At 70.2% G+C, this 24,473-nt stretch carries 23 protein-coding genes; 13 read left to right on the forward strand and 10 right to left on the reverse strand.

Going from position 1 to position 24,473, the window contains the following annotated elements; translation table 11 throughout:
- Positions 1–73 precede the first annotated feature (73 nt).
- From BBH68_RS08405 to BBH68_RS08415, 3 genes are all read right to left on the reverse strand, one after another.
- The gene (locus BBH68_RS08405) at positions 74–979 is read right to left on the reverse strand and encodes a DNA-3-methyladenine glycosylase family protein (protein ID WP_065960285.1); all 906 of its coding nucleotides are present in this window, start codon (positions 977–979) and stop codon (positions 74–76) included.
- A gap of 111 nt (positions 980–1,090) precedes the next feature.
- Positions 1,091–2,191, reverse strand: coding sequence for a mannose-1-phosphate guanylyltransferase (gene manB, locus BBH68_RS08410; protein ID WP_076972175.1), 1,101 nt, complete (start codon positions 2,189–2,191; stop codon positions 1,091–1,093).
- 80 nt (positions 2,192–2,271) lie between these two features.
- A complete protein-coding gene (locus BBH68_RS08415; RefSeq protein ID WP_065960286.1) occupies positions 2,272–3,888 on the reverse strand; it encodes a peptidoglycan recognition protein family protein in 1,617 nt (538 codons plus the stop codon).
- Positions 3,889–4,014: 126 nt separating this feature from the next.
- Between BBH68_RS08415 and BBH68_RS08420 the strand changes: the two genes are divergently transcribed.
- The 4 genes from BBH68_RS08420 to BBH68_RS08435 all read left to right on the forward strand — a co-directional run bounded on the left by BBH68_RS08420 (position 4,015) and on the right by BBH68_RS08435 (position 9,894).
- Positions 4,015–4,767, forward strand: coding sequence for a TIGR03089 family protein (locus BBH68_RS08420; RefSeq protein WP_065960579.1), 753 nt, complete (start codon positions 4,015–4,017; stop codon positions 4,765–4,767).
- A gap of 235 nt (positions 4,768–5,002) precedes the next feature.
- Positions 5,003–6,130 carry an LCP family protein gene (locus BBH68_RS08425; protein ID WP_065960287.1) on the forward strand — a complete coding sequence of 376 codons (1,128 nt, stop codon included), beginning with the start codon at positions 5,003–5,005 and terminating at the stop codon, positions 6,128–6,130.
- Between the two features lie 230 nt (positions 6,131–6,360).
- Positions 6,361–8,061 (forward strand): LCP family protein, encoded by a 1,701-nt coding sequence (locus BBH68_RS08430; protein WP_065960290.1) that lies wholly within the window; start codon positions 6,361–6,363, stop codon positions 8,059–8,061.
- Between the two features lie 69 nt (positions 8,062–8,130).
- Complete coding sequence (locus BBH68_RS08435) at positions 8,131–9,894, forward strand: LCP family protein (protein WP_065960292.1); 1,764 nt, start codon at positions 8,131–8,133, stop codon at positions 9,892–9,894.
- Positions 9,895–10,015: 121 nt separating this feature from the next.
- On the opposite strand, the gene BBH68_RS08440 is transcribed toward BBH68_RS08435, so the two are convergent.
- The gene (locus BBH68_RS08440; RefSeq protein WP_065960294.1) at positions 10,016–11,044 is read right to left on the reverse strand and encodes a glycosyltransferase family 2 protein; all 1,029 of its coding nucleotides are present in this window, start codon (positions 11,042–11,044) and stop codon (positions 10,016–10,018) included.
- A gap of 205 nt (positions 11,045–11,249) precedes the next feature.
- Here BBH68_RS08440 and BBH68_RS08445 point away from each other — a divergent pair, with 205 nt between their 5' ends.
- Positions 11,250–12,677 carry an LCP family protein gene (locus tag BBH68_RS08445; RefSeq protein ID WP_065960296.1) on the forward strand — a complete coding sequence of 476 codons (1,428 nt, stop codon included), beginning with the start codon at positions 11,250–11,252 and terminating at the stop codon, positions 12,675–12,677.
- A 28-nt stretch (positions 12,678–12,705) separates the two neighbouring features.
- Here BBH68_RS08445 and BBH68_RS08450 read toward each other — a convergent pair whose 3' ends face one another.
- Positions 12,706–13,254: an acyl-CoA thioesterase gene (locus BBH68_RS08450; protein ID WP_065960299.1), complete on the reverse strand. Its 549-nt coding sequence runs from the start codon at positions 13,252–13,254 to the stop codon at positions 12,706–12,708.
- Between the two features lie 107 nt (positions 13,255–13,361).
- On the opposite strand from BBH68_RS08450, the gene BBH68_RS08455 reads away from it, so the two are divergent.
- Complete coding sequence (locus tag BBH68_RS08455) at positions 13,362–14,705, forward strand: LCP family protein (protein ID WP_079150871.1); 1,344 nt, start codon at positions 13,362–13,364, stop codon at positions 14,703–14,705.
- Positions 14,706–14,874: 169 nt separating this feature from the next.
- Here BBH68_RS08455 and BBH68_RS08460 read toward each other — a convergent pair whose 3' ends face one another.
- From BBH68_RS08460 to BBH68_RS08475, 4 genes are all read right to left on the reverse strand, one after another.
- Positions 14,875–15,609 carry an ABC transporter permease gene (locus tag BBH68_RS08460; protein WP_281182470.1) on the reverse strand — a complete coding sequence of 245 codons (735 nt, stop codon included), beginning with the start codon at positions 15,607–15,609 and terminating at the stop codon, positions 14,875–14,877.
- Positions 15,610–15,637: 28 nt separating this feature from the next.
- Positions 15,638–16,552, reverse strand: coding sequence for an ABC transporter ATP-binding protein (locus BBH68_RS08465; protein WP_065960302.1), 915 nt, complete (start codon positions 16,550–16,552; stop codon positions 15,638–15,640).
- A gap of 67 nt (positions 16,553–16,619) precedes the next feature.
- Positions 16,620–17,336 carry a flavin reductase family protein gene (locus BBH68_RS08470; protein WP_079150872.1) on the reverse strand — a complete coding sequence of 239 codons (717 nt, stop codon included), beginning with the start codon at positions 17,334–17,336 and terminating at the stop codon, positions 16,620–16,622.
- A 105-nt stretch (positions 17,337–17,441) separates the two neighbouring features.
- Complete coding sequence (locus BBH68_RS08475) at positions 17,442–17,861, reverse strand: hypothetical protein (RefSeq protein WP_141712970.1); 420 nt, start codon at positions 17,859–17,861, stop codon at positions 17,442–17,444.
- Between the two features lie 299 nt (positions 17,862–18,160).
- Between BBH68_RS08475 and BBH68_RS08480 the strand changes: the two genes are divergently transcribed.
- The 5 genes from BBH68_RS08480 (at position 18,161) to BBH68_RS42975 (ending at position 20,991) form a co-directional block, all read left to right on the forward strand.
- The gene (locus BBH68_RS08480; protein WP_065960306.1) at positions 18,161–18,352 is read left to right on the forward strand and encodes a hypothetical protein; all 192 of its coding nucleotides are present in this window, start codon (positions 18,161–18,163) and stop codon (positions 18,350–18,352) included.
- Entirely contained in the window at positions 18,336–18,860 is a 525-nt protein-coding gene (locus tag BBH68_RS08485) for a DUF6879 family protein (RefSeq protein WP_065960308.1), read from the forward strand. The genes BBH68_RS08480 and BBH68_RS08485 overlap by 17 nt, the downstream gene beginning before the upstream one ends.
- Positions 18,857–19,687 (forward strand): helix-turn-helix domain-containing protein, encoded by an 831-nt coding sequence (locus BBH68_RS08490; RefSeq protein ID WP_065960585.1) that lies wholly within the window; start codon positions 18,857–18,859, stop codon positions 19,685–19,687. Before BBH68_RS08485 ends, BBH68_RS08490 begins: the two co-directional genes overlap by 4 nt.
- Before the next feature lie 528 nt (positions 19,688–20,215).
- Positions 20,216–20,440 carry a DUF397 domain-containing protein gene (locus BBH68_RS08495; RefSeq protein ID WP_065960310.1) on the forward strand — a complete coding sequence of 75 codons (225 nt, stop codon included), beginning with the start codon at positions 20,216–20,218 and terminating at the stop codon, positions 20,438–20,440.
- A gap of 83 nt (positions 20,441–20,523) precedes the next feature.
- Positions 20,524–20,991, forward strand: a complete 468-nt coding sequence (locus BBH68_RS42975) for a hypothetical protein (RefSeq protein ID WP_076972181.1) — start codon at positions 20,524–20,526, stop codon at positions 20,989–20,991.
- 275 nt (positions 20,992–21,266) lie between these two features.
- On the opposite strand, the gene BBH68_RS08500 is transcribed toward BBH68_RS42975, so the two are convergent.
- Entirely contained in the window at positions 21,267–22,424 is a 1,158-nt protein-coding gene (locus tag BBH68_RS08500; protein ID WP_065960311.1) for an acyl-CoA dehydrogenase, read from the reverse strand.
- A gap of 183 nt (positions 22,425–22,607) precedes the next feature.
- Between BBH68_RS08500 and BBH68_RS08505 the strand changes: the two genes are divergently transcribed.
- Together BBH68_RS08505 and BBH68_RS08510 are read left to right on the forward strand one after the other, a co-directional pair.
- Positions 22,608–23,948: a UDP-glucose dehydrogenase family protein gene (locus tag BBH68_RS08505; RefSeq protein ID WP_065960313.1), complete on the forward strand. Its 1,341-nt coding sequence runs from the start codon at positions 22,608–22,610 to the stop codon at positions 23,946–23,948.
- A 149-nt stretch (positions 23,949–24,097) separates the two neighbouring features.
- Entirely contained in the window at positions 24,098–24,472 is a 375-nt protein-coding gene (locus BBH68_RS08510; protein ID WP_065960314.1) for a VOC family protein, read from the forward strand.
- Position 24,473: the final 1 nt, after the last annotated feature.

Below are 24,473 nucleotides of genomic sequence, written 5' to 3' on the forward strand. Positions count from 1 at the left end.
GGTGTGACATCCACGCCCGAGATGTGATCCACATCTCAGCGGCCACATCTCGGCGGCCGGGGTGGGGCGGGGCTCAGATCGCCCGGAAGTCCCGCACCGAGAAGCGCGGCGCGCGGCGGGGCGGGACGCGGCCGGAGAGCAGGATCAGGCGGGCGGCGCGGTGGCGCTGGCCGGCGTAGGGGGCCAGGAGCTCCAGCATGGCCGCGTCGTCGGTGCCGCGCTCGCCGGTGAGCGCGTAGCCGATGATCCGGGGCAGGTGCAGATCGCCGACCGTGATCGCGTCGGGGGTGCCGTTGCTGCGCTGCAGGGTCTCGGCCGCCGTCCACGGGCCGACGCCGGGGATGGCCTGCAGCCGGGCCGAGGCGGCGGGCAGGTCCATGGCCGCGGCCTCCTCCAGGCGCCGGGCGGCCCGTACGGCCCGCAGGATGGTCGACGAGCGCTTGGCGTCGACCCCGGCGCGGTGCCACTCCCAGGACGGGATCAGCGCCCAGGCACGCGGGTCGGGCATGACCCGCATCCGCTCGGCGGGGCCGGGGGCGGGCTCGCCGTGCCGCCACAGCAGCAGCCGCCAGGCCCGGTACGCCTCGTCGCTGGTGACCTTCTGCTCCAGGATGGAGGGGATCAGCGACTCCAGGACGAGTCCGGTGCGGATCAGCCTGAGTCCCGGGTGGCGGCGGTGCGCCTGGTGCACCAGGCGGTGGCGGGGGGTGAAGGCGGAGGGGTCGTCCTCGGCGCCGAGCAGGGCGGGCAGGTGTTCCAGCAGCCAGTCCGCGCCCGGCCCCCACGCCTGCGCCTCGACCGCCTCGCCCCTGCCCGCGAGGCGTATCGTCCCCGCGCCCTGCGGGGTCCGGCTGGCTCGCCAGATGGCGCCGTCGGCCGTCACCTGGAAGGACGGGTCCCCCGGTCCCCGCCGCAGCACGCTCAGGCTGCGCGCGAGGTCGTACGGGCCGGAGGGGGTCCAGCGGCGGTGGGCGGGCACACGGCCACCCTACGACCCGCCGCGCCCCGCCCCGAAGGGCGCCCTCACCGGTCCGGGCCCGGTGCGGCCACCGGTCCGGTCACCGGTCCAGAAGGCCGGTCACCGGCCCGGTCACTGGTCCGAGGAGAACCGCACCGCCCCCGCCGGGATGTCCGCCCCGCACCACACCCGCACCCCGTCCCGCAGCTCGTTGTCCGCCCCCACCAGCGCGCCGTCCCCGACCACCGCGCCCTCCAGCACCGTACGGGCGCCGATCCGGGCCCGGGCGCCGATGAGGGAGTCGCGGACCTGCGCGCCCTCCTCGACCACCGCGCCCGCCAGCACCGTGGAGCCGTCGATGCGGGCGCCCGCGCCCACCCTGGCCCGGGGGCCGATGACCGTGCCGCCCGTGAGCTTGGCATCGCGCGCCACGTCCGCGCTGTCCAGGATCAGACGGTCGCCGCAGCGGCCGGGCACCGCCGGGGAGGGGGCGCGGCCCAGCACGAGGTCGGCGGAGCCGCGCACGAAGGCCTGCGGGGTGCCGAGGTCGAGCCAGTACGTGGAGTCGACCATGCCCTGGAGGTGGGCGCCGGCGGCCAGCAGCCCGGGGAACGTCTCGCGCTCGACGGAGACGGGCCGGCCGGCCGGGATGGCGTCGATGACCGAGCGGTTGAAGACGTAGGCGCCGGCGTTGATCTGGTCGGTGACGATCTGCGCGGCGGTCTGCGGCTTCTCGAGAAAGGCGGTGACGCGCCCGGTGGCGTCGGTGGGCACCAGCCCGTACGCGCGGGGGTCGGTGACGCGGGTGAGGTGCAGGGAGACATCGGCGCCGGTGGTGCGGTGGGTGTCGACCAGCGCGGGTATGTCGAGCCCGGTGAGGATGTCGCCGTTGAAGATCAGCACGGGGTCGTCGGGGCCCGAGTGCAGTCGTGAGGCGACGTTGCGGATGGCGCCGCCGGTGCCCAGCGGCTCCCGCTCCGTGACGTATTCCAGGTGCAGGCCCAGTGACGACCCGTCACCGAAGTACGGCTCGAACACCTCGGCCAGGTACGACGTGGCGAGCACGATGTGCTCCACCCCCGCCGCGCGGGCGCGCGCCAGCTGGTGGGTGAGGAACGGGACGCCGGCCGCCGGGACCATCGGCTTGGGGGTGTTCACCGTCATCGGCCGCAGCCGGGTGCCCTTGCCGCCGACCAGGAGGATCGCTTCTGGCGTCGCTGGCGCTCTGGTCACGTATCGTCTCTGCTTCCTGCTGGGGCTCGCCGGGTCGGCGGCCAGTGTATGCAGACCATGACTGTCCGGCCCGCCCCTGGTCAGCGGCCCTGCAGCCGGGCGGCCGTGTCGCGCACGGTGCCGAGCTTGCGGTAGAGGGCGCCGCCGGGACACTCCGTGTTGTACCCGTCGCGGTGTCCGGAGATGACACGAAGCTTGGCCTTGGTGCCCTTCTTGTACTTGTTGCCGCCCGCGGACGTCAGATGGGTGGTGCCGCCCGGGTTCCTCCCGAACAGGCCGAGCTTCCAGGCGGTGAGCTTCGCCACGGCCTTGACCGCCTTGCTGGACGGCTTCTTCGAGCTGTACGTGCCGAGCACGGCGATGCCCATGCTGTTCTTGTTGAAGCCGAGCGTGTGAGCGCCCTGAACGGCCTTGGTCACGCCGCCCGACCGGCCCTCGTAGATGTTTCCGCACTTGTCGACGGCGAAGTTGTAGCCGAAGTCCCGCCACCCCATGCTCTGGACGTGGTAGCGGTAGATGGCGCGCATCACGGAGGGGGCCTGCGAGCAGGTGTACGCGTTTCCCGTCACGCTGTGGTGGACGAAGGCCACCTTGACGGTCTTGGTGTAGAGGTGACCGCTCTCGCGCAGCTTCTCGTCGGCGCCCCAGCCGGCGCGGGTGACGATACGGGGGCGCGGGGCGGTGTACGGGTGGCCCGCGTTCGTGTCCGGGGGCTCCTCGGGGAGTTCCAGCGAGGGCGGGGTGGGCGGCTCCGGGCTGAGCCCGGAGGGCTCGGGCTCCGGGGGCGCCGAGGGGTCATCGGGGTCGGGCTGCGGGGCCTCGGGCGAGACGGGGGGCAGCTCGGCGGACGGGGCCTGGGAGGGGTCCTGGGAGGAGGGATCCTGCCCGGAGGGGCCCTCGGACGGGTCTCGCGTCCCGGGGTCCCGCGTCCCGGGATCCCGCGTCTCGGGGTCTCGCGTCCCGGGGTCTCGCTCGGCGGGGATCTCGGCGGAGGGGTCCCGCTCGGCGGGGATCTCCGTGGCCGGGTCGTCCCCGGAAGGCCGCGCGGAGGGGGGCCGCGTGGCGGCGCCACCGGTCGGGGCGTCTTCCTCCCCCGCGAGGTCCGAGCCGGGCTCGTGGCCGGGGTCGACAAGCTCCAGCCGGAGCCCGGACGGCAGGCTCTCCGGCCGTCCGGAGAGCACCCCGGAGTCGTCCCGGGGGCTGACCCGGGGGCTGACCCGGGCCTGGACGCCGTCGGAGTCGCCGACCCACAGGGGCGTGGTTCCGCCGCGCAGGCGGCCGCCGCGGCTTTCGGGCGAGTCGGGGTCGGGGGCGTCGGCCTCGTCGAGCGCCTCCAGATCGCGCCAGGGCGACCAGGCTCCGGTGACCGCCTCACGGGTGCGCACCTGCACCTGCCCACGCAGCCGCGCGGCGGGGTCGTCCCAGACCACACCCACGAGGGAGAAGGGGCGCACCTTCCGCGGCGCGACCCCCTGCGTGGCGTCGGACGCCCGCTCCGCGCCACCGAGCACCGCGCCGCCGAGCGCCGCCCCGCCCCCCTTCGGGCCGTCGGCGCCGAGTGGGAGCAGTGGCAGCGACTGGGTGCCGCCGGCGGAGTCGGCGCGGACCGCGCGGTCCGGGGCCGAGTGGAGGGAGAGGGGGAGAGCGAGGGCGGCGGTGCACGCGACGCCGATCGAGGATGCCAGAAATGCACGCATGAAGAAAATCCTGGACATACCGCAATAAATATGTCCATCCGAGAAGAGCAGGAACGGTCCCGCGATCCGCCCCCGCGCCCCCAGCACCGGGTCCGGCGCGCCCGGCCGCCGCGTACCCTGGCGCCGATGAACGCTACCGATCACACCCCCGCCGACCTGCTGCGATCCGCCCTCGCCGCGGATCCGGCGCGTCCGCTTGTGACCTTCTACGACGACGCGACCGGCGAACGCGTCGAACTGTCCGTCGCCACCTTCGCCAATTGGGTGGCGAAGACCGCCAACCTGCTCCAGGGCGACCTGGCCGCGACGCCCGGCGACCGGCTGGCGCTGCTGCTGCCCACCCACTGGCAGACCGCGGTGTGGCTGCTGGCCTGCTCCTCCGTGGGCGTGGAGGCCGAGGTGGGCGGCGACCCGGCCGCCGCCGACCTGGTGGTCAGCGGCCCGGACACGCTGGACCGGGCATGCGCCTGCACCGGGGAGCGGGTGGCGCTGGCGCTGCGCCCGCTGGGCGGCCGGTTCCCGCAGCCGCCCGAGGGGTTCACCGACTACGCCGTGGAGGTGCCCGGCCAGGGCGACCGCTTCGCGCCGTACGCGCCGGTGGACCCGCACGCCCCCGCGCTCACCGTCGGCGGCCTCGGGCTCACGGCCGCCGAGCTGGTGGAGCGGGCGCGCGCCGACGCGGCCGGGCGGGGGCTCGGCCCCGGCTCCCGGGTGCTGTCCGGGCTGCCGTACGACACCTGGGAGGGGCTGTCATTCGGGCTGTACGCGCCGCTGGCCGTGGGCGGCTCGGTGGTGCTGTGCCGCCATCCGGACCGGCTGGACGAGGGGCGCCTCGCGGCGCGCCGGGCCGACGAGCGCGTCACCGCGACCGCTCTCTAGCCGGGGCTCCCCGGCGCCGCCCCTCGCCCGTCCGCCCCGCACAGCCGCACCGCCCTGACCCGTCCGGCGGACCCGTGGGCCGAGCCCACGGGCCCCGCCGCCCGCCCCGCGCGATGATCGACGCGACGTACAACCATGTGCGGGGTTCGCATGTCTGCTCCAGTAATCACGACCCCGGCACGGGTCGGCGCCGCCCCTCCGGGCCGAGGAGGCGGACGGGTGGGAGGACGCAGACGTGACCACAGACAGCGCGGGCGAGACACCGGAACGAAGACCACGCCGCCGCCGCTGGCCGCGTGTGCTCGCGCTCGTGGTGGCCTTCCTGGTGCTGTCGGGGGCCGGGGTGGGGTGGTGGCTCTACGAGCGCCTCGACGGCAACATCAGGACCGACACCCGCACCGAGAACGAGCTGCGGAAGTACGAGGCCGAGCGGCCGGTGCCGGTGGTCAGGGACGCCCAGAACATCCTGCTCATCGGCTCGGACAACCGCGGCGGCAAGGGCAACGGCAAGTACGGCCGGGACACCGGCACCCAGCGCTCGGACACCACGATCCTGCTCCATCTGCAGGCGGGCGGGAAGAGCGCGACCGCGGTCTCCATCCCGCGCGACCTGATGGTGGACATCCCCGCCTGCACCGGGGCGGACGGGAAGCGCGGCACGGCCAGGTTCGCCCAATTCAACTGGGCGTTCGAATTCGGCGGGCCGGCCTGCACCATCCGCACCGTCGAAAAGCTCACCGGCATCCGCGTCGACCACCACATGATCGTGGATTTCAGCGGCTTCAAGAAGATGGTGAACGCGGTCGGCGGAGTCGAGGTCTGCCTGAAGGAAGCCATCGACGACGGCGAGGCCCATCTGGAGCTGCCGGCGGGCCGTCAGGTGCTCCACGGCGAGCAGGCCCTCGGCTTCGTCCGGGCCCGCTACAGCATCGGGGACGGCAGCGACACCGAGCGCATCGGGCGGCAGCAGGAGTTCCTCGGCGCGCTTGTGAAGAAGTTGCAGAGCAATGGTGTACTGCTCAATCCCACGCGGCTGTACCCGGTGCTCGACGCGGCGACCTCGTCCCTGACCACGGATCCGGGCCTGAACTCGCTCAAGGACCTCTACGACCTGGCGACCGGCATGCGGCACATCCCCCGCGACAAGATCCGGTTCCTGACGATTCCGCGGCAGCCCTACACCTACAACCGGAACCGCGATGAGCTGGTCCAGCCCGACGCCGACCGGCTGTTCCGGCAACTGCGGCTCGACCACTCGGTGCCGGTGGCCAGGGCGGTCGCCCACGCGTCCGGCGACGACCCGAAGGGCGGGACCTCCACGCCGTACAAGGGAACCACCGCAGCCCATGACATGTGCGAATGAAAGCGCCAAAAGGTACGCTCAACGGCTCGCAGGAAAACTCGAAAGGATTGGGCAGATTGCCCAGTTGTAGGGAAGTGGAATTTGTCACCGGCGTCGCTTGACGCTGAACTGGGCGGATAGTGTGAGCGATCCGGTGCGCTTACCAGGTGGCCGCGCACTATTTTTTGACGATCGACCGAGCGCCTTGAGGGGGAGGCGCCGCGTGGCACCAACGGAGGACACAGGGGACCGTGGACGCGCAAGGCCATGGGCAGGCGGACGACTTCGATCCCGCCGATCAGTGGGTGTTCGACCCGAACACCGGCAGCTATGAGCTGCGGCTGAATCCTGCCGGGGATTCGGCGGACATCACCCCCGAGGACCGGCCGGCCCCCAGCAGACCCAGGAGCCGCCGCCGCGCCCCGGACCCCGAGCCCGAGCCGACGCCGCCGCGCGGGCGGCGCAGGGCGGCCGGCAAGCCGGGGAAGCCGGCGGGCCCCACCAGCCGCCGCAAGCCGAAGCCGAAGAAGTCCAAGGCCAAGAAGGCGCTGTACTGGGGCAGCGGCACCCTCGCCTTCCTGCTGGTCGGCGGGTCCGTCGCGGCCTATCTGGTCTACCAGCACCTCAACAACAACATCAAAAAGGTCGACGTCGGCGAGAACAACGCCGCGGTCAGCGACGGCCCGATGAACATCCTGGTCATCGGCACCGACAAGCGCGACGGCAAGGGCAACGAGGGATACGGCGACGCCGGGAGCGTCGGCCACGCGGACACCACGATCCTCTTCCACGTCTCCGCGGACCGGACGAACGCCACCGCGCTGAGCATCCCGCGCGACATGATCACCGACATCCCGGACTGCACCACCAGGGCAGACGGCGACAAGAAGTTCATCCAGGGCGAGGAGGGGGTGCGCTTCAACACCAGCCTCGGCCAGGAGGGGCGCGACCCCAGCTGCACCTGGGCGACCGTCGAGAAGCTCACCGGGCTGAACATCAACCACTTCATGATGGTGGACTTCAACGCCGTCAAGACGCTCTCCAGCGCGGTCGGCGGGGTCGAGGTCTGCCTGGGCAAGGACATCGACGACCCGAAGTCCCACCTGAAGCTGAGCAAGGGCCGGCACACCATCGAGGGCGAGGACGCCCTGGCGTTCGTGCGGACCCGGCACAGCGTCGGCTACGAGAGCGACCTGGACCGGATCAAGCTCCAGCAGCAGTTCCTCAGCTCGATGATGCGCAAGATGAAGTCGAGCGGCACGCTCACCAGCCCCTCGAAGATGTGGGACCTGGCCAACTCCGCCACCAAGGCGCTCACGGTGGACACCGGCATCGGCACCGTCAACAAGCTCAAGGACCTGGCGCTGAACCTCAGCAAGGTCGACCTGAAGAACGTCACCTTCGTCACCGTCCCGGTGGTGGACAACACCGACGGCGCGACGGTGAAGCTCGACGAGGCCAAGGCCGAGCCGCTGTTCGCGATGGTCAGGCAGGACGTGTCGCTGACCGAGGTGAAGAAGAAGGAGAAGGCCGACAAGGCCAAGCAGGCCGCCAAGCTCAAGGGCCCCAAGGCCGACCCGGCGAACGTCCGGGTGAAGGTCCTCAACGGCAGCGGGCGGATGGGCGCGGCCCAGGAGACCGTCGACTGGATGCAGAACAGCGAAGGTATGCTCCGGTCCAGCAACGGCGGAAACGCTTCGGCGGATCTGAAGAAGACGACGCTGGAGTACGCGCCCAACCAGGCCGACCAGGCGCGTCGCCTGGCCGACAGCATGGGGCTGCCCGCCACCGCGCTGAAGGAGGGCACCGAGGATGCCGCCCCCATGGCGGAGATGACCCTCACCCTCGGGGCGGACTTCAAGGGCGCCGGCGTCCCGATCGCCGCTCCCTCGAAGGCGCCGAAGGACATTCAGAGGGTCGAGGCGGACGACAAGAGCGTCTGCGCCAAGTGATCACTACCGGCCAGCGGAGCATGCTCACCCATCGGGCCGGAACCACCATTGAGGAACAGGGGAGGCCCGGTGCGGCAGAGCGGTGTGCGGGGGGAGGGCGCCCGTCGGCGGGCGCCCGGGCCCCGCGACGGGGGCAGGGACGGCAGCGCGCGCGAAGAAGACGGCGGGGCGTCGCATGACGCCGGGCCCACGGCCGGCGAAGGCGCCGACTCCCGGGACGCCGCGGCTGCTGACACCGGATTGCAGGGGGGCGGATCCCAGGGGGGCGGCCGCGCCGAGTCACGGCGCGCCGCACGCGCCGACGCCCAGGGCGGCGGACGCCGCCGCAAGGGCAAGAAGGGCCCGCGCCGCAAGAGGAGCAGAGGCGTGCGAATACTTCGCTGGACCGCGCTGACCCTGGCCGTGCTGATCGTCGGCGCGGCCGGCGCGGGCTACCTCTACTACCAGCACCTGAACGGCAACATCAAGAAGGCGGAGCTGGACCTCGGCGACAGCAAGCTCACCAAGCCGGAGCCGAACGCCGCGGGGCAGACCCCCCTCAACATCCTGCTGATCGGTGAGGACGACCGCAGCAAGAAGGAGAACCTCAAGCTCGGTGGCTCCAAGAAGGACGCCACCCGCAAGCCGCTCGCCGATGTGCAGATGCTGGTGCACGTCTCGGCCGACCGCAGCAACATGACGGTCATCAGCATTCCGCGCGACACCCGGGTCACCATCCCCAAGTGCACCGACCCGAAGGACAACCACGTCTATCCGAAGCAGACGTTCGCGCCCATCAACGAGTCGCTCCAGCACGGCGGACCCGGCTGCACGGTGGCCACCTGGAAGGAGCTGACCGGCATCTACATCGACCACTTCATGATGGTCGACTTCTCGGGCGTGGTGGACATGGCGGACGCCGTCGGCGGCGTCCCGGTGTGCGTGGACGCCAACATCTACTCCCACGACAGCAAGGGCCACGGCTCCGGTCTGCGGCTCACCAAGGGCACCCACCCGGTCAAGGGCGTGCAGGCCCTCCAGTGGCTGCGGACCCGCTACGGCTTCGAGGACAACACCGACATCGGCCGGGCCAAGGCCCAGCACCAGTACATGAGCTCCATGGTCCAGCAGCTCAAGTCCGGCACCAAGCTCTCCGACCCGGGCAAGCTGATGGACCTGGCGGAGGCCGCGATCAACGCGCTGACCGTCGACCACGGCCTCGGCACCATCAAGAAGCTCTACGACCTGGGCAACGACCTCAAGCGGGTGCCGACCAAGCGGACCACGATGGTCACCATGCCCTGGGAGTACCGCAACGACGGCGAGTACGTGGTGCCCAAGCCCGACGACGCGGAGAAGACCTTCTCGCTCATCCGCAACGACATCGCGCTGGACGGCAAGGACAAGAAGAAGAAGCCCGCCAAGGTCCCCGCCCCCAGCATGGACAAGGGCGAGCTCCCGGTGGTCGTGCAGAACGGCACCGGCAGCACCGTCCTGGGCGCGGCCTCCGGCCGGGCCAGGGACATCACCGCCGAGGTGGCCCGGCTGGGCTACGCCAAGGCCATCGCCAACACCGTCCTGACCTCGCAGGCCGACACCACCATCAGCTACCCGGACAAGGCCAGGCACGGCGACGCGCTGGCCCTGGCCAAGGCGCTGGGGCTGTCGAAGAGCGCGGTCAAGGAGTCCCAGTCGGTCACCGAGGTGACCCTGGTCGTCGGCAACGACTGGCGGCAGGGCACGACCTACCCGAAGTCCTCGGCCGACGACGAGGACAAGGCACCGAAGATCGACGACACGCTCAACGGCGACGAGAAGAAGTGCATGCACGTCAACCCGGGCTACACGTTCTGAGCGCCCTGCGCCGCGCCTGACGCCGCGGACAGCCGGAAGGGGCCGGACCCACCAGGGTCCGGCCCCTTCCGCGTACCGTCCGCCGCGTACTGGCCGCGGCGTACCGTCTGCCCCGTACGGGCTACCCGTGGGTGGGGGTCGCCGTGACCGCCGGGCGGCGGCTGGCGATGACCTTCCTGGCCAGCGAGCGCGGGCTGGTGAGGAAGCCCCAGCCCCACGACATGTGCATGGTGGCCAGCGCGACCGGGATCCGCAGCCGGGCCTTGAGCGGGAGACCCTTGCCCGCCGGGACGGAGCCCGCCGCGATGGCCGCCAGGTAGCCGCCCGGCACCAGCAGCCCCCACGGGGTCAGCGCGGCGCCCACCACCACGCCCGCCGCGATGGCGACGACGGCGGTCGGCGGCGCCAGATAGCGCAGGTTGATCGAGCCCTGGTGGTAGCGGGCCACCACATGCCGCCAGCGGCCGTAGTCCTTGTACTGCTTGGCCAGCGCCCGTACGTTCGGACGCGGCCGGTAGGAGACCTTCAGCTCGGGCGAGAACCAGATCAGCCCGCCCGCCTCACGGATCCGGAAGTTCAGCTCCCAGTCCTGGGCCCGGATGAACTCCTCGTTGTAGCCGCCCTGCCGCTCCAGCACCTCGCGGCGGAAGACCCCCAGGTAGACGGTCTCGGCCGGGGCCGCCTCGCCGCCGGTGTGGAAGGCCGCGTTGCCCACGCCGATCTTGGAGGTCATGGCGGCGGCGACGGCGTGCTCCCAGTCGTTCTCGCCCTCGGCGTGCATGATGCCGCCGACGTTCTGCGCGCCGGTCTCCTCCAGCAGCCGCACGGCGGTCGCGATGTAGTTCGGCGACAGCATGCCGTGGCCGTCGACCCGGACCACCACCGGGTGGCGGGACGCCTTGATCGCGGCGTTCAGCCCGGCGGGGGTACGGCCCGTGGGATTGGCGACGGTGTGCACCCGCGGGTCCTCCCGGACCAGCTCGGCGGCGATCTCGTCGGTCCGGTCCGTGGACGGGCCGAGCGCGATCACCACCTCCATCTCCCCGGCGTACTCCTGCTCGAGGATGTGCCGGACGGAGTTGCGCAGATGGCGTTCCTCATTGAGCACCGGCATGATCACGGAGACGGCCGGGAGCTGATGCGGGGGCATGGCACCTCGGAGCTCGGGGGACGGTGATCCCCCTCAAGACTGCGGTTGTCGATTTTCGGGGCTCACGTTACCGCGAATGGAGGACGCCGGAGCGCGCCGCCCGGGTGGCAGCGGGCGGGGCGGGCGGCGTGGGGCCGCCGTTCCGCTCATCGTATGGCCCTACGGTGTGTGCCCCGCCACCCCCTCGCCGTCACGGAGGCCCCCAGTGAGCGCACCGGCCCGTCCGCCGACCCCCCGGCAGCCCTCCCGGCCCCGCTGGGGGCTGCGGCTCGCCACGGGCGGCGCCGCCCTGGTGCTGCTCGCCGCCGGCGTCGGGCACCTGCTGGTCACCGAGCTGGAGTCCGGGATCCACCGGGTCGACGCCTTCGGCGGGCTCGACGAGCGGCCCGTGGCCAGCGACCGGGGCGTCAACTTCCTGGTGGTCGGCACGGACGGCCGGGACAAGATCACCCCGGCGCAGAAGCGGCGGTACCGGCTGGGCGGCGCCCCCTGCCACTGCAGCGACACCATGATGCTGGTGCACCTGTCGGCCGACCGGGACCGCGCCAGCGTGGTCAGCCTCCCCCGCGACTCGTACGCCCGGATCCCCGCGTACACCACCCCGTCCGGGCGGGTGCGGGCCGCGCACCACCAGAAGCTCAACGCCGCCTACGCCGAGGGCGGCCCCAGCCTGACCGTACGCACCGTCGAGCGCATGACGGGCGTGCACATCGACCACTACCTCGAAGTGGACTTCACCAGCTTCATGAAGACCGTGGACGCGGTGGGCGGGGTCACGGTGTGCACGACACGCCCGCTCAAGGACCGCTACACCGGCCTCGACCTGTCCGCCGGCACCCACGCCCTGGACGGCGGCCAGGCGCTGCAGTACGTGCGCTCCCGGCACCTGGACGGCGCCGCCGACCTGGGCCGGATCCGGCGCCAGCAGCGCTTCCTCGCCTCCGTGATCCACCAGGTCACCGCCAGTGGCACGCTGCTCAACCCGGTGAAGTTCGGCCGGGTCGCGGCCGCCCTGCTCGGCTCGGTGCGCGCCGACCGGGGCTTCGGCGCGGCCGACATGGTCGCGCTCGGCCAGGCCATGCGGGGCTTCGGCGTCGAGTCCTCCGAGTTCGTCTCCGTACCGGTGGTGCTGCCCGGCACCCCGGTCAAGGGCCTCGGCTCGACGCTCCGCTGGGACCGGGTGCGGGCCGCGCGCCTGTTCAAGGCCCTCCGCGAGGACCGTCCGCTGGCCGTCCGCCGCCCGGGGCGGCCGCGGGCCGTCCCCGTCGACGTGCCCCCCGCCCAGGTCCGGGTCCGGGTGCTCAACGGCACCCACACCGCGGGCCTGGCCCGGCGCACCTACCGCGCGCTGCGCGCCACCGGCTTCGCCACCACCGGGGCCCCGGCGGACGCCGGGGTCCAGGGGGCGCGGCACACGCTGATCGAGTACGACCCGATCTGGAACCGCTCGGTGCGCTCGCTGGCGGCCGCGCTGCCCGGCGCCCGGCTGAAGCCGGTGGCGCGGCTGGGGTCGGTGATGCGGGTGACGCTGGGCTCGGACTTCCGGGCGGTGCGCCCGGTGCGCGCCGAGGACCCCACCGCGGACAAGGCGGCCGGCCGGGCCGTCACCGGCGCCGAGGTCGCCTGCTCCTAGGGGAATCCTCAGTCTCCTGGGGGAATCCTCAGTCCTCGATGCCCTCGGCGGCCCGCTGCGCGCGCAGCTCCTTGATCGCGCGGCGCCGGGCGAGCCGGTGCGTACGCCGGATCTGGGCCTCCTGGTACCGCCGCTTGTCCCGCTCGGTCTCCGGTATGACCGGCGGTACGGGGCGCGGCTTGCCGTCGGCGTCGACGGCCGCGAAGACCAGGTAGGCGCTGCCGACCTGGGTGGCGGGCGTGGACTCGTTCCACCGCTCGGCCAGCACCCGCACGCCGATCTCCATCGAGGACCGGCCCGTCCAGTTGACCTGGGCCTTCACATGGACGAGGTCGCCGACCCGGACCGGCTCCAGGAAGGCCATCTCATCCATGGAGGCCGTGACGGCGGGCCCCTCGGAGTGCCGCCCGGCGACCGCTCCGGCCGCGTCGTCGACCAATTTCATGATCACGCCACCGTGTACGGTACCGAGGAGATTGGTGTCACTGCCGGTCATGATGTGGGAGAGCGTGGTGCGCGAGGCGGACGTGGGCTTACCCGGAATGCCTGACTCCGGTTTCGGGGCCTGAATGGTCATGCGGTCAACCATATGCCGGTCGGATTCTTATCAGGTCTGCAACAGCCGTGCCCCGATCCCGCACCCACCCTGTAAGGCCGCCCACCCGGGAAGGCAGACTTCCCTGCATGAGTGATTGGCCCGAGGGGTGGACGAGCGACCGCAGGGACCGGTACGGCAGCGGCAGCGGCAGCGCCGAACCGGAAGCCGCCCGCGCCATGCCGCATGTGCGGCGCGCGGGCCCGGACGCGGGCGGCCCGCCGCGGCGCGCCGAGCCGCCGCTGCCCCCTGACCCGTCGCCGCGCGGCCCCGTCCCGCACCAGCAGCGGCAGCAGGCGTCCCAGGACTTCGACGACTACGGCGGCCACGCCGACGACGGCTACAACACCGGGCAGGTCTACGGCCGCGGCGCGGGCCACCCCGGTGGCCCGACCGGCCCCGGCGGCCCGGGCAATCCCGGCGGCGCCCCGCGCGCGGCCCGGCCCAAGAACTGGAAGCGCCGGATAACCATCGGGCTGATCACCGTCGTCGTGCTGCTGCTCGCGGTCGGCATCGGCACGTACTTCTGGGCCGACTCCAAGCTCCGGCGCGAGGTGGACCTCAGCAAGGTCGAGGACCGGCCGGACGGCGGCAAGGGGACCAACTACCTGATCGTCGGATCCGACAGCCGCGAGGGCATGTCCGCCGAGGACAAGAAGAAGCTGCACACCGGCTCCGCCGACGGCCGTCGCACCGACTCGATCATCATTCTGCACGTCGGTGACAACGGCAACACCATGGTCAGCATGCCCCGTGACTCCTGGGTCACCATCCCGGCCTTCACCGGCCCGGACACCGGCAAGCGGTACCAGGCCTCGCAGAACAAGCTCAACGCCTCCTTCTCGATGGCCGGCCCCGAGCTTTTGGTCAGCACGATCGAGTACAACACCGGCCTGCACATCGACCACTACGCGGAGATCGGCTTCGACGGCTTCGCCAAGATCGTCGACTCGGTCGGCGGCGTGGAGATCGACGTCCCGCAGGACATGAAGGAGAAGCACGCCGGCACCGACCTGAAGAAGGGCAAGCAGACGCTGAACGGCCAGGAGGCGCTCGCCTTCGTCCGGCAGCGCTACGGCCTGGCGGGCGGCGACCTGGACCGCACCAAGAACCAGCAGAAGTTCCTGTCCGCGCTGGCCAACAAGGCCGCCACGCCCAGCACCCTGCTCAACCCCTTCAAGCTCTACCCGACCATGGGGGCGGGCCTGGACTCGCTGATCGTGGACAAGGACATGAGCCTGTGGGACGTGAAGGACATGTTCTTCGCGATGAAGAGCGTCTCCGGCGGTGACGGCAAGCAGATGAACATGCCGGTCTCCAACCCGGGCCTGGCCACGTCCAAGGGCAGTGCGGTCCAGTGGGACATGCCGAAGGTCAAGCAGCTGATGAAGGAGCTGAAGAACGACGAGAAGGTGACGGTCTCCAGCCACTGAGACGTACGTCATCAGGCTTTCGGCGAACGGCCGCCGCACCGGACGGGTGCGGCGGCCGTTCGCCGTTCAGCGGGCCCTGACGCTCTCAGCGGGCCCTGACGCTCTCAGCGGGCCCTGACGCTCTCAGCGGGCCCTGGCGCTCTCAGCGGGCCCTGGCGCTGTCAGCGGGTCATGACCCGGCGGCCCCGCCGAACCCGGCTATCCGCTTGCTGGTCAGCACCCACATGAGCAGCAGACAGCCGAGCAGCACACCGGAGTAGCCGGCGGTCGCGCCGTCGATCGGGCCGAAGAACACCTGCCGCAGCAGCGACGAGGCGTAGAAGGCGGGGTTCACCCAGCCGATCCAGACCATGAAGTCCGGCAGCAGATGGGCCGGGACCGCCACGGGCCCGAGCGAGACCATGGCCAGCACGCACAGCACACTCAGCGAGCCGGCCTCCTCCGGATTCTTCGCCCGGCTCCCGATCCACGCGCCGATGCCGACGAACGGCAGCACCACGGCGAGCACCACCGGCACCACCAGCGGCGACAGGCTGACCTTCAGCCCGAGGATCAGCACCCCGAACAGCGTGGTGCACACCAGCGCGGGCAGCGCCAGCAGGGTGAACGCACCGGCCGTGGCGACGATGAGCGCCTGGGGGCGCACCGGCAGCGCGGCGTAGAAGTCGAAGGCGTCGTTGAACTTCATGAACGCGAAGTTGTTGGCGACCTTGTTCTGCGTCTCGAAGAGCAGCGCCAGGGTCAGGCTGCCGACGAACACCTGATGCACCGCCTGCCCGCCCGACTCCTTGGCGAAAACGCCCATCGCGGCCAGGGTGAGGACGGGCGCCACCATTCCGGTGACCACCATGCCCGGCCAGGACCAGCGCCAGTTGGACAGCTGCACCAGAAACAGGGTCCACACCGTACGCGGAAAAGACAGCGGCGCCCGATCAATTTCCGTATTCAAAATACACTTCTTCTAGTGTCTTGGACTGCAGGCGGAATTCCAGGAATTCATCGAGGTCGAGGTCGGAAGTCAGCCGCGCGACATCCGTACGGGACACCTGGGCGACCACCTTGCCCCGGTGCCGGCTCTGCACCTCCAGGTAGTCGGGCAGCTCGGCGGTGGTCCCGTCGCGCAGGGTCAGATGCACGCTCAGCGTCTTCGCCAGCCCGCTCTTCAGCTCCGCCGGCCGCCCCACGGCCACCAGCCTCCCCTCGCGGAGGATGCCCACCCGCTCGATCACCTGCTCCGCCTCCAGCGCGTTGTGGGTGATCAGCACGATGGTCTGGCCCTGCTCGTGGTTGAGCTCGCGCAGCAGGTCCCAGACCATGCGCCGGCGCGCCGGGTCCAGCTCGTTCGTCGGCTCGTCGAGGATCAGCACGGGCAGATCGGCGACGAGCGCCACCGCCAGCTGCAGCAGCCGGCGCTCCCCGCCGGACATCCGCCGGACGACCTTGTCCCGCATCCCCCCGATGTCCAGCCGCTCGATCAGCTCATCCCGCCGCCGCCTGGCCTCCCGCCGCCCGAGCCCCCTCAGATGCGCCGTGACGTAGAGCGCTTCGGAGGCCTTCAGGCTGTTGAGCGCGAACGCGGTCTGCGGCATGTACGACACCCGCATGCTGGTGAACACGGGATCGGCGAGCACGTCCTTGCCGAACAGCCGGATGGAGCCGGAATCGCTCCGCAGCAGCCCCACCATCTGCTTGATCAGAGTGGTTTTGCCGGCGCCGTTGCTGCCGAGCATCCCGAAGAACTCGCCCTGCTCGATGGTGAGCGAGATGTCGTCATTCGCGGGCCGCTCTGCGCCGGGGAATCTCTTGGTGACTTCGCGGATCTCATAAACGACGTGCCCATCCCCCATCCCGAACCCCCCATCCATGTGAAGAAAAGAGAGGGGGATGCTAGCAGCAGCACCGCAAGCAGGCCCGCTACGCCCGACCCCGCCGGCTCCGGGGAGTCTGCGTGCGATAGGAGGAGCCGAGTTCCGGGCCGAGTCCGAAGTAGTGCCGGAAGTTGTAGACGAGCGGGCTCCAGGAAGCGGGATCGACATGGTCCGTGCCGGGCACGACGATGCGGGGGTCGGCGTGCACCTTGTGCACGGCGGCCTCGACGATCACGAATTCGCCGGAGACGTCCGGTCCCACCCGCAGGGCTCGCGCCTCCAACTGGAGGGGGCATTCGGCGACACGCGGGGGCCGGACCTCGTGGGAAGGCTCTTCGCGCAGGCCGGCCGCAGCGAACTTGTCCGGCTCGAACCGGCAGCCCTCCGCCTTGGTCGAGGGCACCGGATGCCGTCCGGTCAGCGGCGCCAGCCGCTCCACCGCCCGCCACTGCTCGGGCGCGGGCAGATTGATCACCAGGTCGGGCCGGCTGCCCAGGTTCCGCGCCGTCTGCCCGTCAGCCCCCAGACCGAGCACCACCGTCTGCCCGAGCGCCCACGCGGAGGACATCGGGGCGAGGTTGTACGAGCCGTCCTCGTTCTCTGTCGACAGCAGCACCACGGGCGTTCCGAAGTACAGGATGCTCGGCTCGATCGCTATGTGGCGGGTGGCTTCTTCGGCGGTGTCCAGTGACGCGGTGTCCAGTGACGCGGTGATCAATGGCGCGGTGATCAATGGCGCGGTGTTCGATGACGCGGTGTTCATGGTGCGGAGCCTAGGAGCCGGACGCTTCGGCCCGGACCGAAGCGTCCTGCGGCCCGGACGGGCGGCCGGCCGCGCCGACCGGAAGCGGCCCCACCCCTCACCGGGTCAGTCGCACACGGGCGGGGTCTCCTTCGTCACCGTGAAGTACACCGGCGGGAAGCCCGCCGCCTCGAACACCGCCTCGTCCTTCGACAGCAACGTCATATAGCCCGCCAAGGTCTGGGACCCGTCCGGGGCGTCGCCCTCGACCCGCCTGCTGATGGCGGGGCCGACTCCGGAGATCTTCCAGGTCCTGCCGCCGAAGGTCGCCCAGGTGATACCGCAGTGGCCGTACATGTCGTACGGATACGCCACCTGCACCTTCGGATGCCTCGGCCCCTCCTCCCAGCGCTCCCCCTCCCTCTCCCGCGCCTTCAGCGGCTTCTGGCTCGGGGCCTCCTCCTCCGACGGGCCCCCTCCCCCACCACACGCCACCCCGCCCAGCGCCAGCGTCAACACCAGCACCCCCACGCGCACTCCGCCCATGGCCGCCCCCCACGCGTCGTTTCGGCATCAATGTGGCGCTTCGACGAGAGGTGAGGGCGGCTGGTTCCGTCGGCGTCTCTCCGGGGGACTACGCAGGTTGCGCGCCATCACGACAGTCTGCGCAGTCACCTCCAGCCGCCTTGAAGCCGAGACTGAGACGGCAACAGACGAGCAGCTTGGAGGACGTCCCGCAGTTTCCCGTTCCGTCAACCGTGATCGCTTGACCCGCGCGCCCGGCCCTCGGGAGCATCAACCCAGACGCGAGGCACTGACAGCGGCATGGGAGAGGAACCCAGACCATGAAGGTCACCAAGCTGGTCAGCACGTGCGACATCAAGGACTGCCCGACGATCTACGCGACGGATCGCGGCACCTTCTTGGTGCAGGGCGAGACGCCAACGGACCACGGGCTTCAGATCCCCGCTCATGAAACCCTGGTCGAGATCCCGATGGAACTGCTCCAGAAGGCCATCCGTGACAAGCTCATCTAAGACCCTCGGCGGCCTCTTCGACTCCTTCCAGCGGGAGGCTTTCCGTCTGGAAACCCTGAACGACTACAGCAAGTCCGGGAGCGTCGACGCGTATCACGCCTACTTGGCCGGGGAGCCGCAGCCGGAGGACTACAACGCCGGGTGGGTGGAGGAACTCCGATCGCACACCGAGAACGGTAAGCGGGTCTATCGGGTGCACATTCTGTCGCGACCACTCACGGACTATCTTTGCTTCGAGCTCGGGTGGGGCTACCGGAAGAACATGACCGGGGGCGAAGAGTTCTTCATCCTCGACGTCACCGATAAACCCAATCCCCTGACCGGCGTCCCGGACTTCTGGTGCTTCGATTCCGAGTCCGTGGCCGTGATGAACTACGACGGGGCAGGAAAGTACCTGAGCTCGGAAATACTGGAGCCGGAACGGGTGGCGGAGTTCACCAGGTATCGCGACACGGCACTCACTCACGCGGAACCATTCACCGAATGGTGGGCCAAGTACGGGGCGTGAACAGAGCACAGCTTGGGGCCGCGCTGCGGGCGCTGCGAGTGGCATCCGGGAAAGAGGCCAAGGCAGTGGCCCGCAGCGCCCTCATGTCGCCGTCCAAGCTGTCCAAGATCGAGAATGCCAAGCTCGCACCAAGCGCCACGGATGTTGAACGCATCCTGACCGCCATCGGCGTCTCGAATGAGGTCAAGGCCGAGTACACGGAGGCCGCCCGCGCATCGGCGACCGAAGCGACAGCGTGGCGGCTGCTGAAGCGCATTGGCGTCCACAAGGGGCAGCAAGCCGCCAAGGCCCTGGAAGCCCAGATGTCGACGCTGCGGCTCTTTCAACCGGCACTGGTCCCCGGCCTGCTCCAAACCCCGGAGTACATCCGCGCTGTTCTGAAACGGCACAACCTGAGTGAAGACGCCCTCACGCGCACGATCAACGGAAGGCTTGAACGGCAAGCGGTTCTCTACGACAGCACGAAATCACTTCAGTTCGTCATCACAGAACCAGTGCTGAGGTGGAGAACCGTCCCGCCGCAGATGCTGGCGGCGCAGCTCGACCGCATCGCCTCCATATCACGCTTGCCTCACGTGGATGTTCGGGTGGTGCCGCTGGCAATTCAGCAACACGACATCGCCAATCACGCGTTCGTCATCCGGGATGACCACATGGTGACGATAGAGACCGTGCACGCTGAAGTGGTCGTTACGGACCCCAGAGACGTTGGACTGTACGTAGATAAGTTCAATGGGTTCGCAGCCGTAGCTCTGGCGGGGGACAGAATGCGGAGCCTACTCGAAGACATCCGCAACGACTTCTTGCGGGAACAGGAAACAGGCTAGAGGCGCGCCCCCGGCCAGCCGAAGATGGCTCCATGGGGAGCGACGAGAACACTTGTGATCCAGCATCGACCGCATCGGCAATCAGTCTGATGGAGGGGACAAGCGAGCCGTCTCCAAAGCCTGGTTGCTGTGCGTGCCTCTCGCTGTCGGTCGCTCGCGAGAACGCGCGATCCGCAGGGGACTACAGCGGGGTTTCAGACGGCAACGTGAAACTCCGTCGCCACCAAGCTGAGGTACACGCGTGACGCGCAAGGGAGCGGCGCAGCGGCTCTTCGCTGACCGGCCGCTGTTGACGATGCGCGTTTCCCGTGACTCCGGGCGATCGTGGGAGCCCGAGCAGGCAGTGTCCGCGAGCGAGGATCTGGCACCTCTTATGTCTTCCGCGTGGCCGCCATGCGAGTGCGCGCGGTGCGCCGAGTCCGGCAAGCGTTCCAATCGCTGAAGCGCGGCTCTCCCCCCTTTGACTCCCGCCCGTTCAGGCGGCGACGGCCAGCCATGGCCGTGATCAGTTAGCAGGAAGGTGCAGTGATGCAGATCGGAACCGACCTGTACGCGCTCGACATCAGCGGGGCCTCGTTCGTGAAGGCGTGCGGCGGCCCCTGTACGGAGGGGTGTGTGACCCTGGCCCAGATCGGTGACGGCCTCTGGGCGCTCGGTGACAGCAAGCGACCGGACGCGCAGCCGCTGCGGTTCACCACGGAGGAGCTGGACGCGGCCGGGATCGACCCGGCGCGCTTCGGCCTGAACGTCTGATCCTCCTCTCCCGTCAGTCGGGCCGGGTCCATCCCCCGTCCCTGGGTCCGGCCCGGCTGGCACCTCTCGAACGGGAACGACTGGTGCACCACCACGGCTATCTATGGGCTGGCCCGAAAGAGCGTTTCGACAATGAGGCTCTTCGGCGACCTCCGCATCCTGAGCCACCACCGGCAGGAAGCAGGCCAGAACTGATCCAGCGCTATCGGGAGGTCGCGACGGAGTTCCCGACGGTTGACCTGCCGCCCCTTGAAACGGCGTACTGGCTGATCAAGCCCCGTTCCTTGGTTCGCGGCACGTGGGTGGAGGCGAAGGAGGCCGCCTCATGGCTCGATGAGCGGCTGGCCGAGTACGCGGCCCGGTTCGCATCTGAGAGGGACCGAGACACTACCCGCCTGGCCGGACTGGTGGACACTGCTGCCGAACAACTGTGCACGGGTGCTGATGTGTCGTACGGCTTCTACCTGGAACGTCCCTCGTATCTATCCCTGACAGTAGTGACGTGCTCCCCGAATCGTGCGCTTCCTGGAGCGGCCTGCCCAGTCGCGTAGTCGAAACAACGAAAGGCCCCGTCCGGATGGACGGGGCCTGTTTGGTTTGCCTAGAGCAGTGCGAGGAAGGGCTTCGTGTCCCTGAACGGTTCTGGCCGCTTGTCGCGCCGGGGGCTGTGTTGTTTGTGCAGGTCAGAGGCCGTTTTCAGCCCGGCATCTGCCCAGGATTCCCCCAGCATGACGCCCAGGAACGGCCCTGATCAGGCCGCAACGGGTAGAAAGCCAAGGACGTCCTTCCGGGCCTTCGAAATAGCTCCTGACCTGCAAAAACCCTGCTAAGGAAGGTTCCTTGCCATCACGATCCGCTGTACTTGGTTCGTGCCTTCGTAAATCTGGGTGATCTTGGCGTCCCGCATCATCCGCTCGACCGGGTAGTCGCGGGTGTAGCCGTAGCCGCCGAGGAGTTGGACCGCGTCGGTGGTGATCTCCATGGCGGCGTCGGAGGCGTAGCACTTGGCGGCGGCGCCGAAGAAGGTGAGGTCGGAGTCGGTGCGCTCGGACTTGGCCGCGGCCGCGTACGTGAGCTGGCGGGCGGCTTCGAGTTTCATGGCCATGTCGGCGAGCATGAACTGGACGCCCTGGAAGTCGGCGATGGGCTTGCCGAACTGCTTGCGCTCCTGGACATAGCCCTTGGCGTAGTCGAGGGCGCCCTGCGCGATGCCGAGGGCCTGGGCGGCGATGGTGATGCGGGTGTGGTCGAGGGTCTTCATGGCGGTGGCGAAGCCGGTGCCCTCGGGGCCGATCATGCGGTCGGCGGGGATGCGGACGTTGTCGAGGTAGACCTCGCGGGTCGGGGAGCCCTTGATGCCGAGCTTCTTCTCGGGGGCGCCGAAGGACACGCCCGGGTCGGACTTCTCGACGACGAAGGCGGATATGCCCTTCGAGCGCTTCTCCGGGTCGGTCACGGCCATGACGGTGTAGTACTCGGAGACCCCGGCGTTGGTGATCCAGCGCTTGACGCCGTTGAGGACGTAGGCGTCGCCGTCGCGCACGGCCCTGGTCTTCATGCCGGCCGCGTCCGAGCCGGCGTCGGGCTCGCTCAGGCAGTAGGAGAACATCGCGTCGCCCTTGGCCAGCGGGGCCAGGTACTTCTTCTTCAGCTCCTCGGAGCCGGAGAGGATCACCGGGAGGGAGCCCAGCTTGTTGACGGCGGGGATCAGCGAGGAGGAGGCGCAGACGCGGGCGACCTCCTCGATGACGATGACCGTCGCGAGGGCGTCCGCGCCCGCGCCGCCGTACGACTCGGGGACGTGGACGGCGTGCAGGTCGTTGGCGACCAGTGCGTCCAGCGCCTCCTGGGGGAAGCGGCCCTCCTCGTCGACCTCCGCGGCATGGGGGGCGATCTTCGCCTCGGCGAGGGCGCGCACCGATTCGCGGAGCATGTCGTGCTCCTCCAGCGGCCGGTACAGGTCGAAGTCCATGGATCCCGCCAAGATCGTCTCACTCCCCAAGAGTGCTAACTACCGTTAAGTAACTGAATTCTAGAGCGCCGTCCGGACCTGGTACAGGTGACTTTGGCGACAGCCGTGCGCGCGGAGGAGGCGCGGGATCGGCTCCGCGGCGCGGGCGCGGCTATGCTCATGCCCGCATCCGCCCGAACGCCTTCTGGAGCACGCATGGCCCTCAAGATCACCGTGATCGGCACCGGCTACCTGGGCGCCACGCACGCCGCGGCCATGGCCGAGCTCGGCTTCGAGGTGCTGGGTCTTGATGTCGTGCCCGAGAAGATCGAGATGCTCTCGGCCGGCCGGGTGCCGATGTACGAGCCGGGTCTGGAGGAGCTGCTGCGGCGGCATGTCGCGGGGTTCGAGGGCTCGACGGGGCGGCTGCGCTTCACCACCTCGTACGAGGAGGCCGGCGAGTTCGGCGACATCCACTTCATCTGTGTGAACACTCCGCAGAAACACGGCGAGTACGCGTGTGACATGAGTTACGTGGACGCCGCCGTGGACTCGCTGGCCCCGCATCTGACCCGCCCGGTCCTGGTCGTGGGCAAGTCCACCGTCCCGGTCGGCAGCGCGGCGCGGCTCGCGGCCCGGCTGGCGGAGCTGGCCCCGGTGGGGGTGGACGCCGAGCTGGCCTGGAACCCGGAGTTCCTGCGCGAGGGCTTCGCCGTGCAGGACACCCTGCACCCGGACCGCATCGTGGTCGGGGTGACCAGCGAGCGGGCCGAGAAGCTGCTGCGCACGGTGTACGGGACCCCGCTCGCGGAGGGCTCGCCGTTCGTGGTGACCGACTATCCGACGGCCGAGCTGGTGAAGACCGCGGCGAACTCCTTCCTCGCGACGAAGATCTCGTTCATCAACGCGATGGCCGAGGTCTGCGAGGCGGCGGGCGGCGACGTGGTCAAGCTGGCCGAGGCCATCGGCTACGACGAGCGGATCGGGAAGAAGTTCCTGCGGGCCGGGATCGGCTTCGGCGGCGGCTGCCTGCCCAAGGACATCCGGGCCTTCATGGCGCGCGCCGGGGAGCTGGGCGCGGACCAGGCGCTGACCTTCCTGCGCGAGGTGGACTCCATCAACATGCGGCGCCGCGGCCACATGGTCGAGCTGGCCCGCAACGCGGTCGGTGGCAGCTTCCTCGGCAAGCGGGTCGCGGTGCTGGGGGCGACCTTCAAGCCGGATTCGGACGACGTACGGGACTCCCCCGCGCTCAACGTCGCGGGCCAGATCCACCTCCAGGGCGCCCAGGTCACCGTCTTCGACCCCAAGGGGATGGACAACGCGCGCGCCCTCTTCCCGACCCTCGCCTACGCGCCGAGCGCGCTGGAGGCGGCGCGGGGCGCGCACGCCGTGCTGCACCTGACCGAGTGGGCCGAGTTCCGCGAGCTGGACCCGGCCGCGCTGGGCGAGGCGGTCGCGGAGCGCCGGATCCTCGACGGGCGCAACGCGCTGGACCCGGAGCGGTGGCGCGAGGCGGGCTGGACGTACCGGGCGCTGGGCCGGCCCACCGCCTGACCGGCCGGCCGGCCGGCCCCATCGGCCCGACCGCGCGACCTGACCGGCGGCTGCCGGCTGCCGCGGTGTGGCCTTCCCAGGTTTGCGGCGGCTCCTTCCGTCAACCTGTATGGCACTCGTCTTCTGCCGATCAGCCCACGGAGGAGCCCATGTCCGTCGCCTTTCTGAACGTCGTCGTGCTCGACGCCCCGGACCCGACCGCGCTCGCCCGCTTCTACCAAGGGGTCATCGGTGGCGAGATCAAGGGCGAGGGCGAGCGGTGGGTCGACCTGATCGGGGCCCAGGGCGGCGTCCGGCTGGCGTTCCAGGAGGCACCCGGCATGGTGCCGCCGGACTGGCCGAGCGCGGACTCCTCGCAGCAGCTCCACCTCGATCTGACCGTCACCTGCGACATCGAGGAGGCGGAGGAGAAGGTTCTGGCGCTGGGGGCCCGGGCCCTGGACACCGACGACGAGGGCGGGAAGCGGGACTTCCGCGTCTACGCCGACCCCGCCGGGCACCCCTTCTGTCTGATTCGCCAGTAAG

It is taken from the genome of Streptomyces sparsogenes, assembly GCF_001704635.1.
Taxonomy (GTDB): Bacteria; Actinomycetota; Actinomycetes; order Streptomycetales; family Streptomycetaceae; genus Streptomyces; species Streptomyces sparsogenes.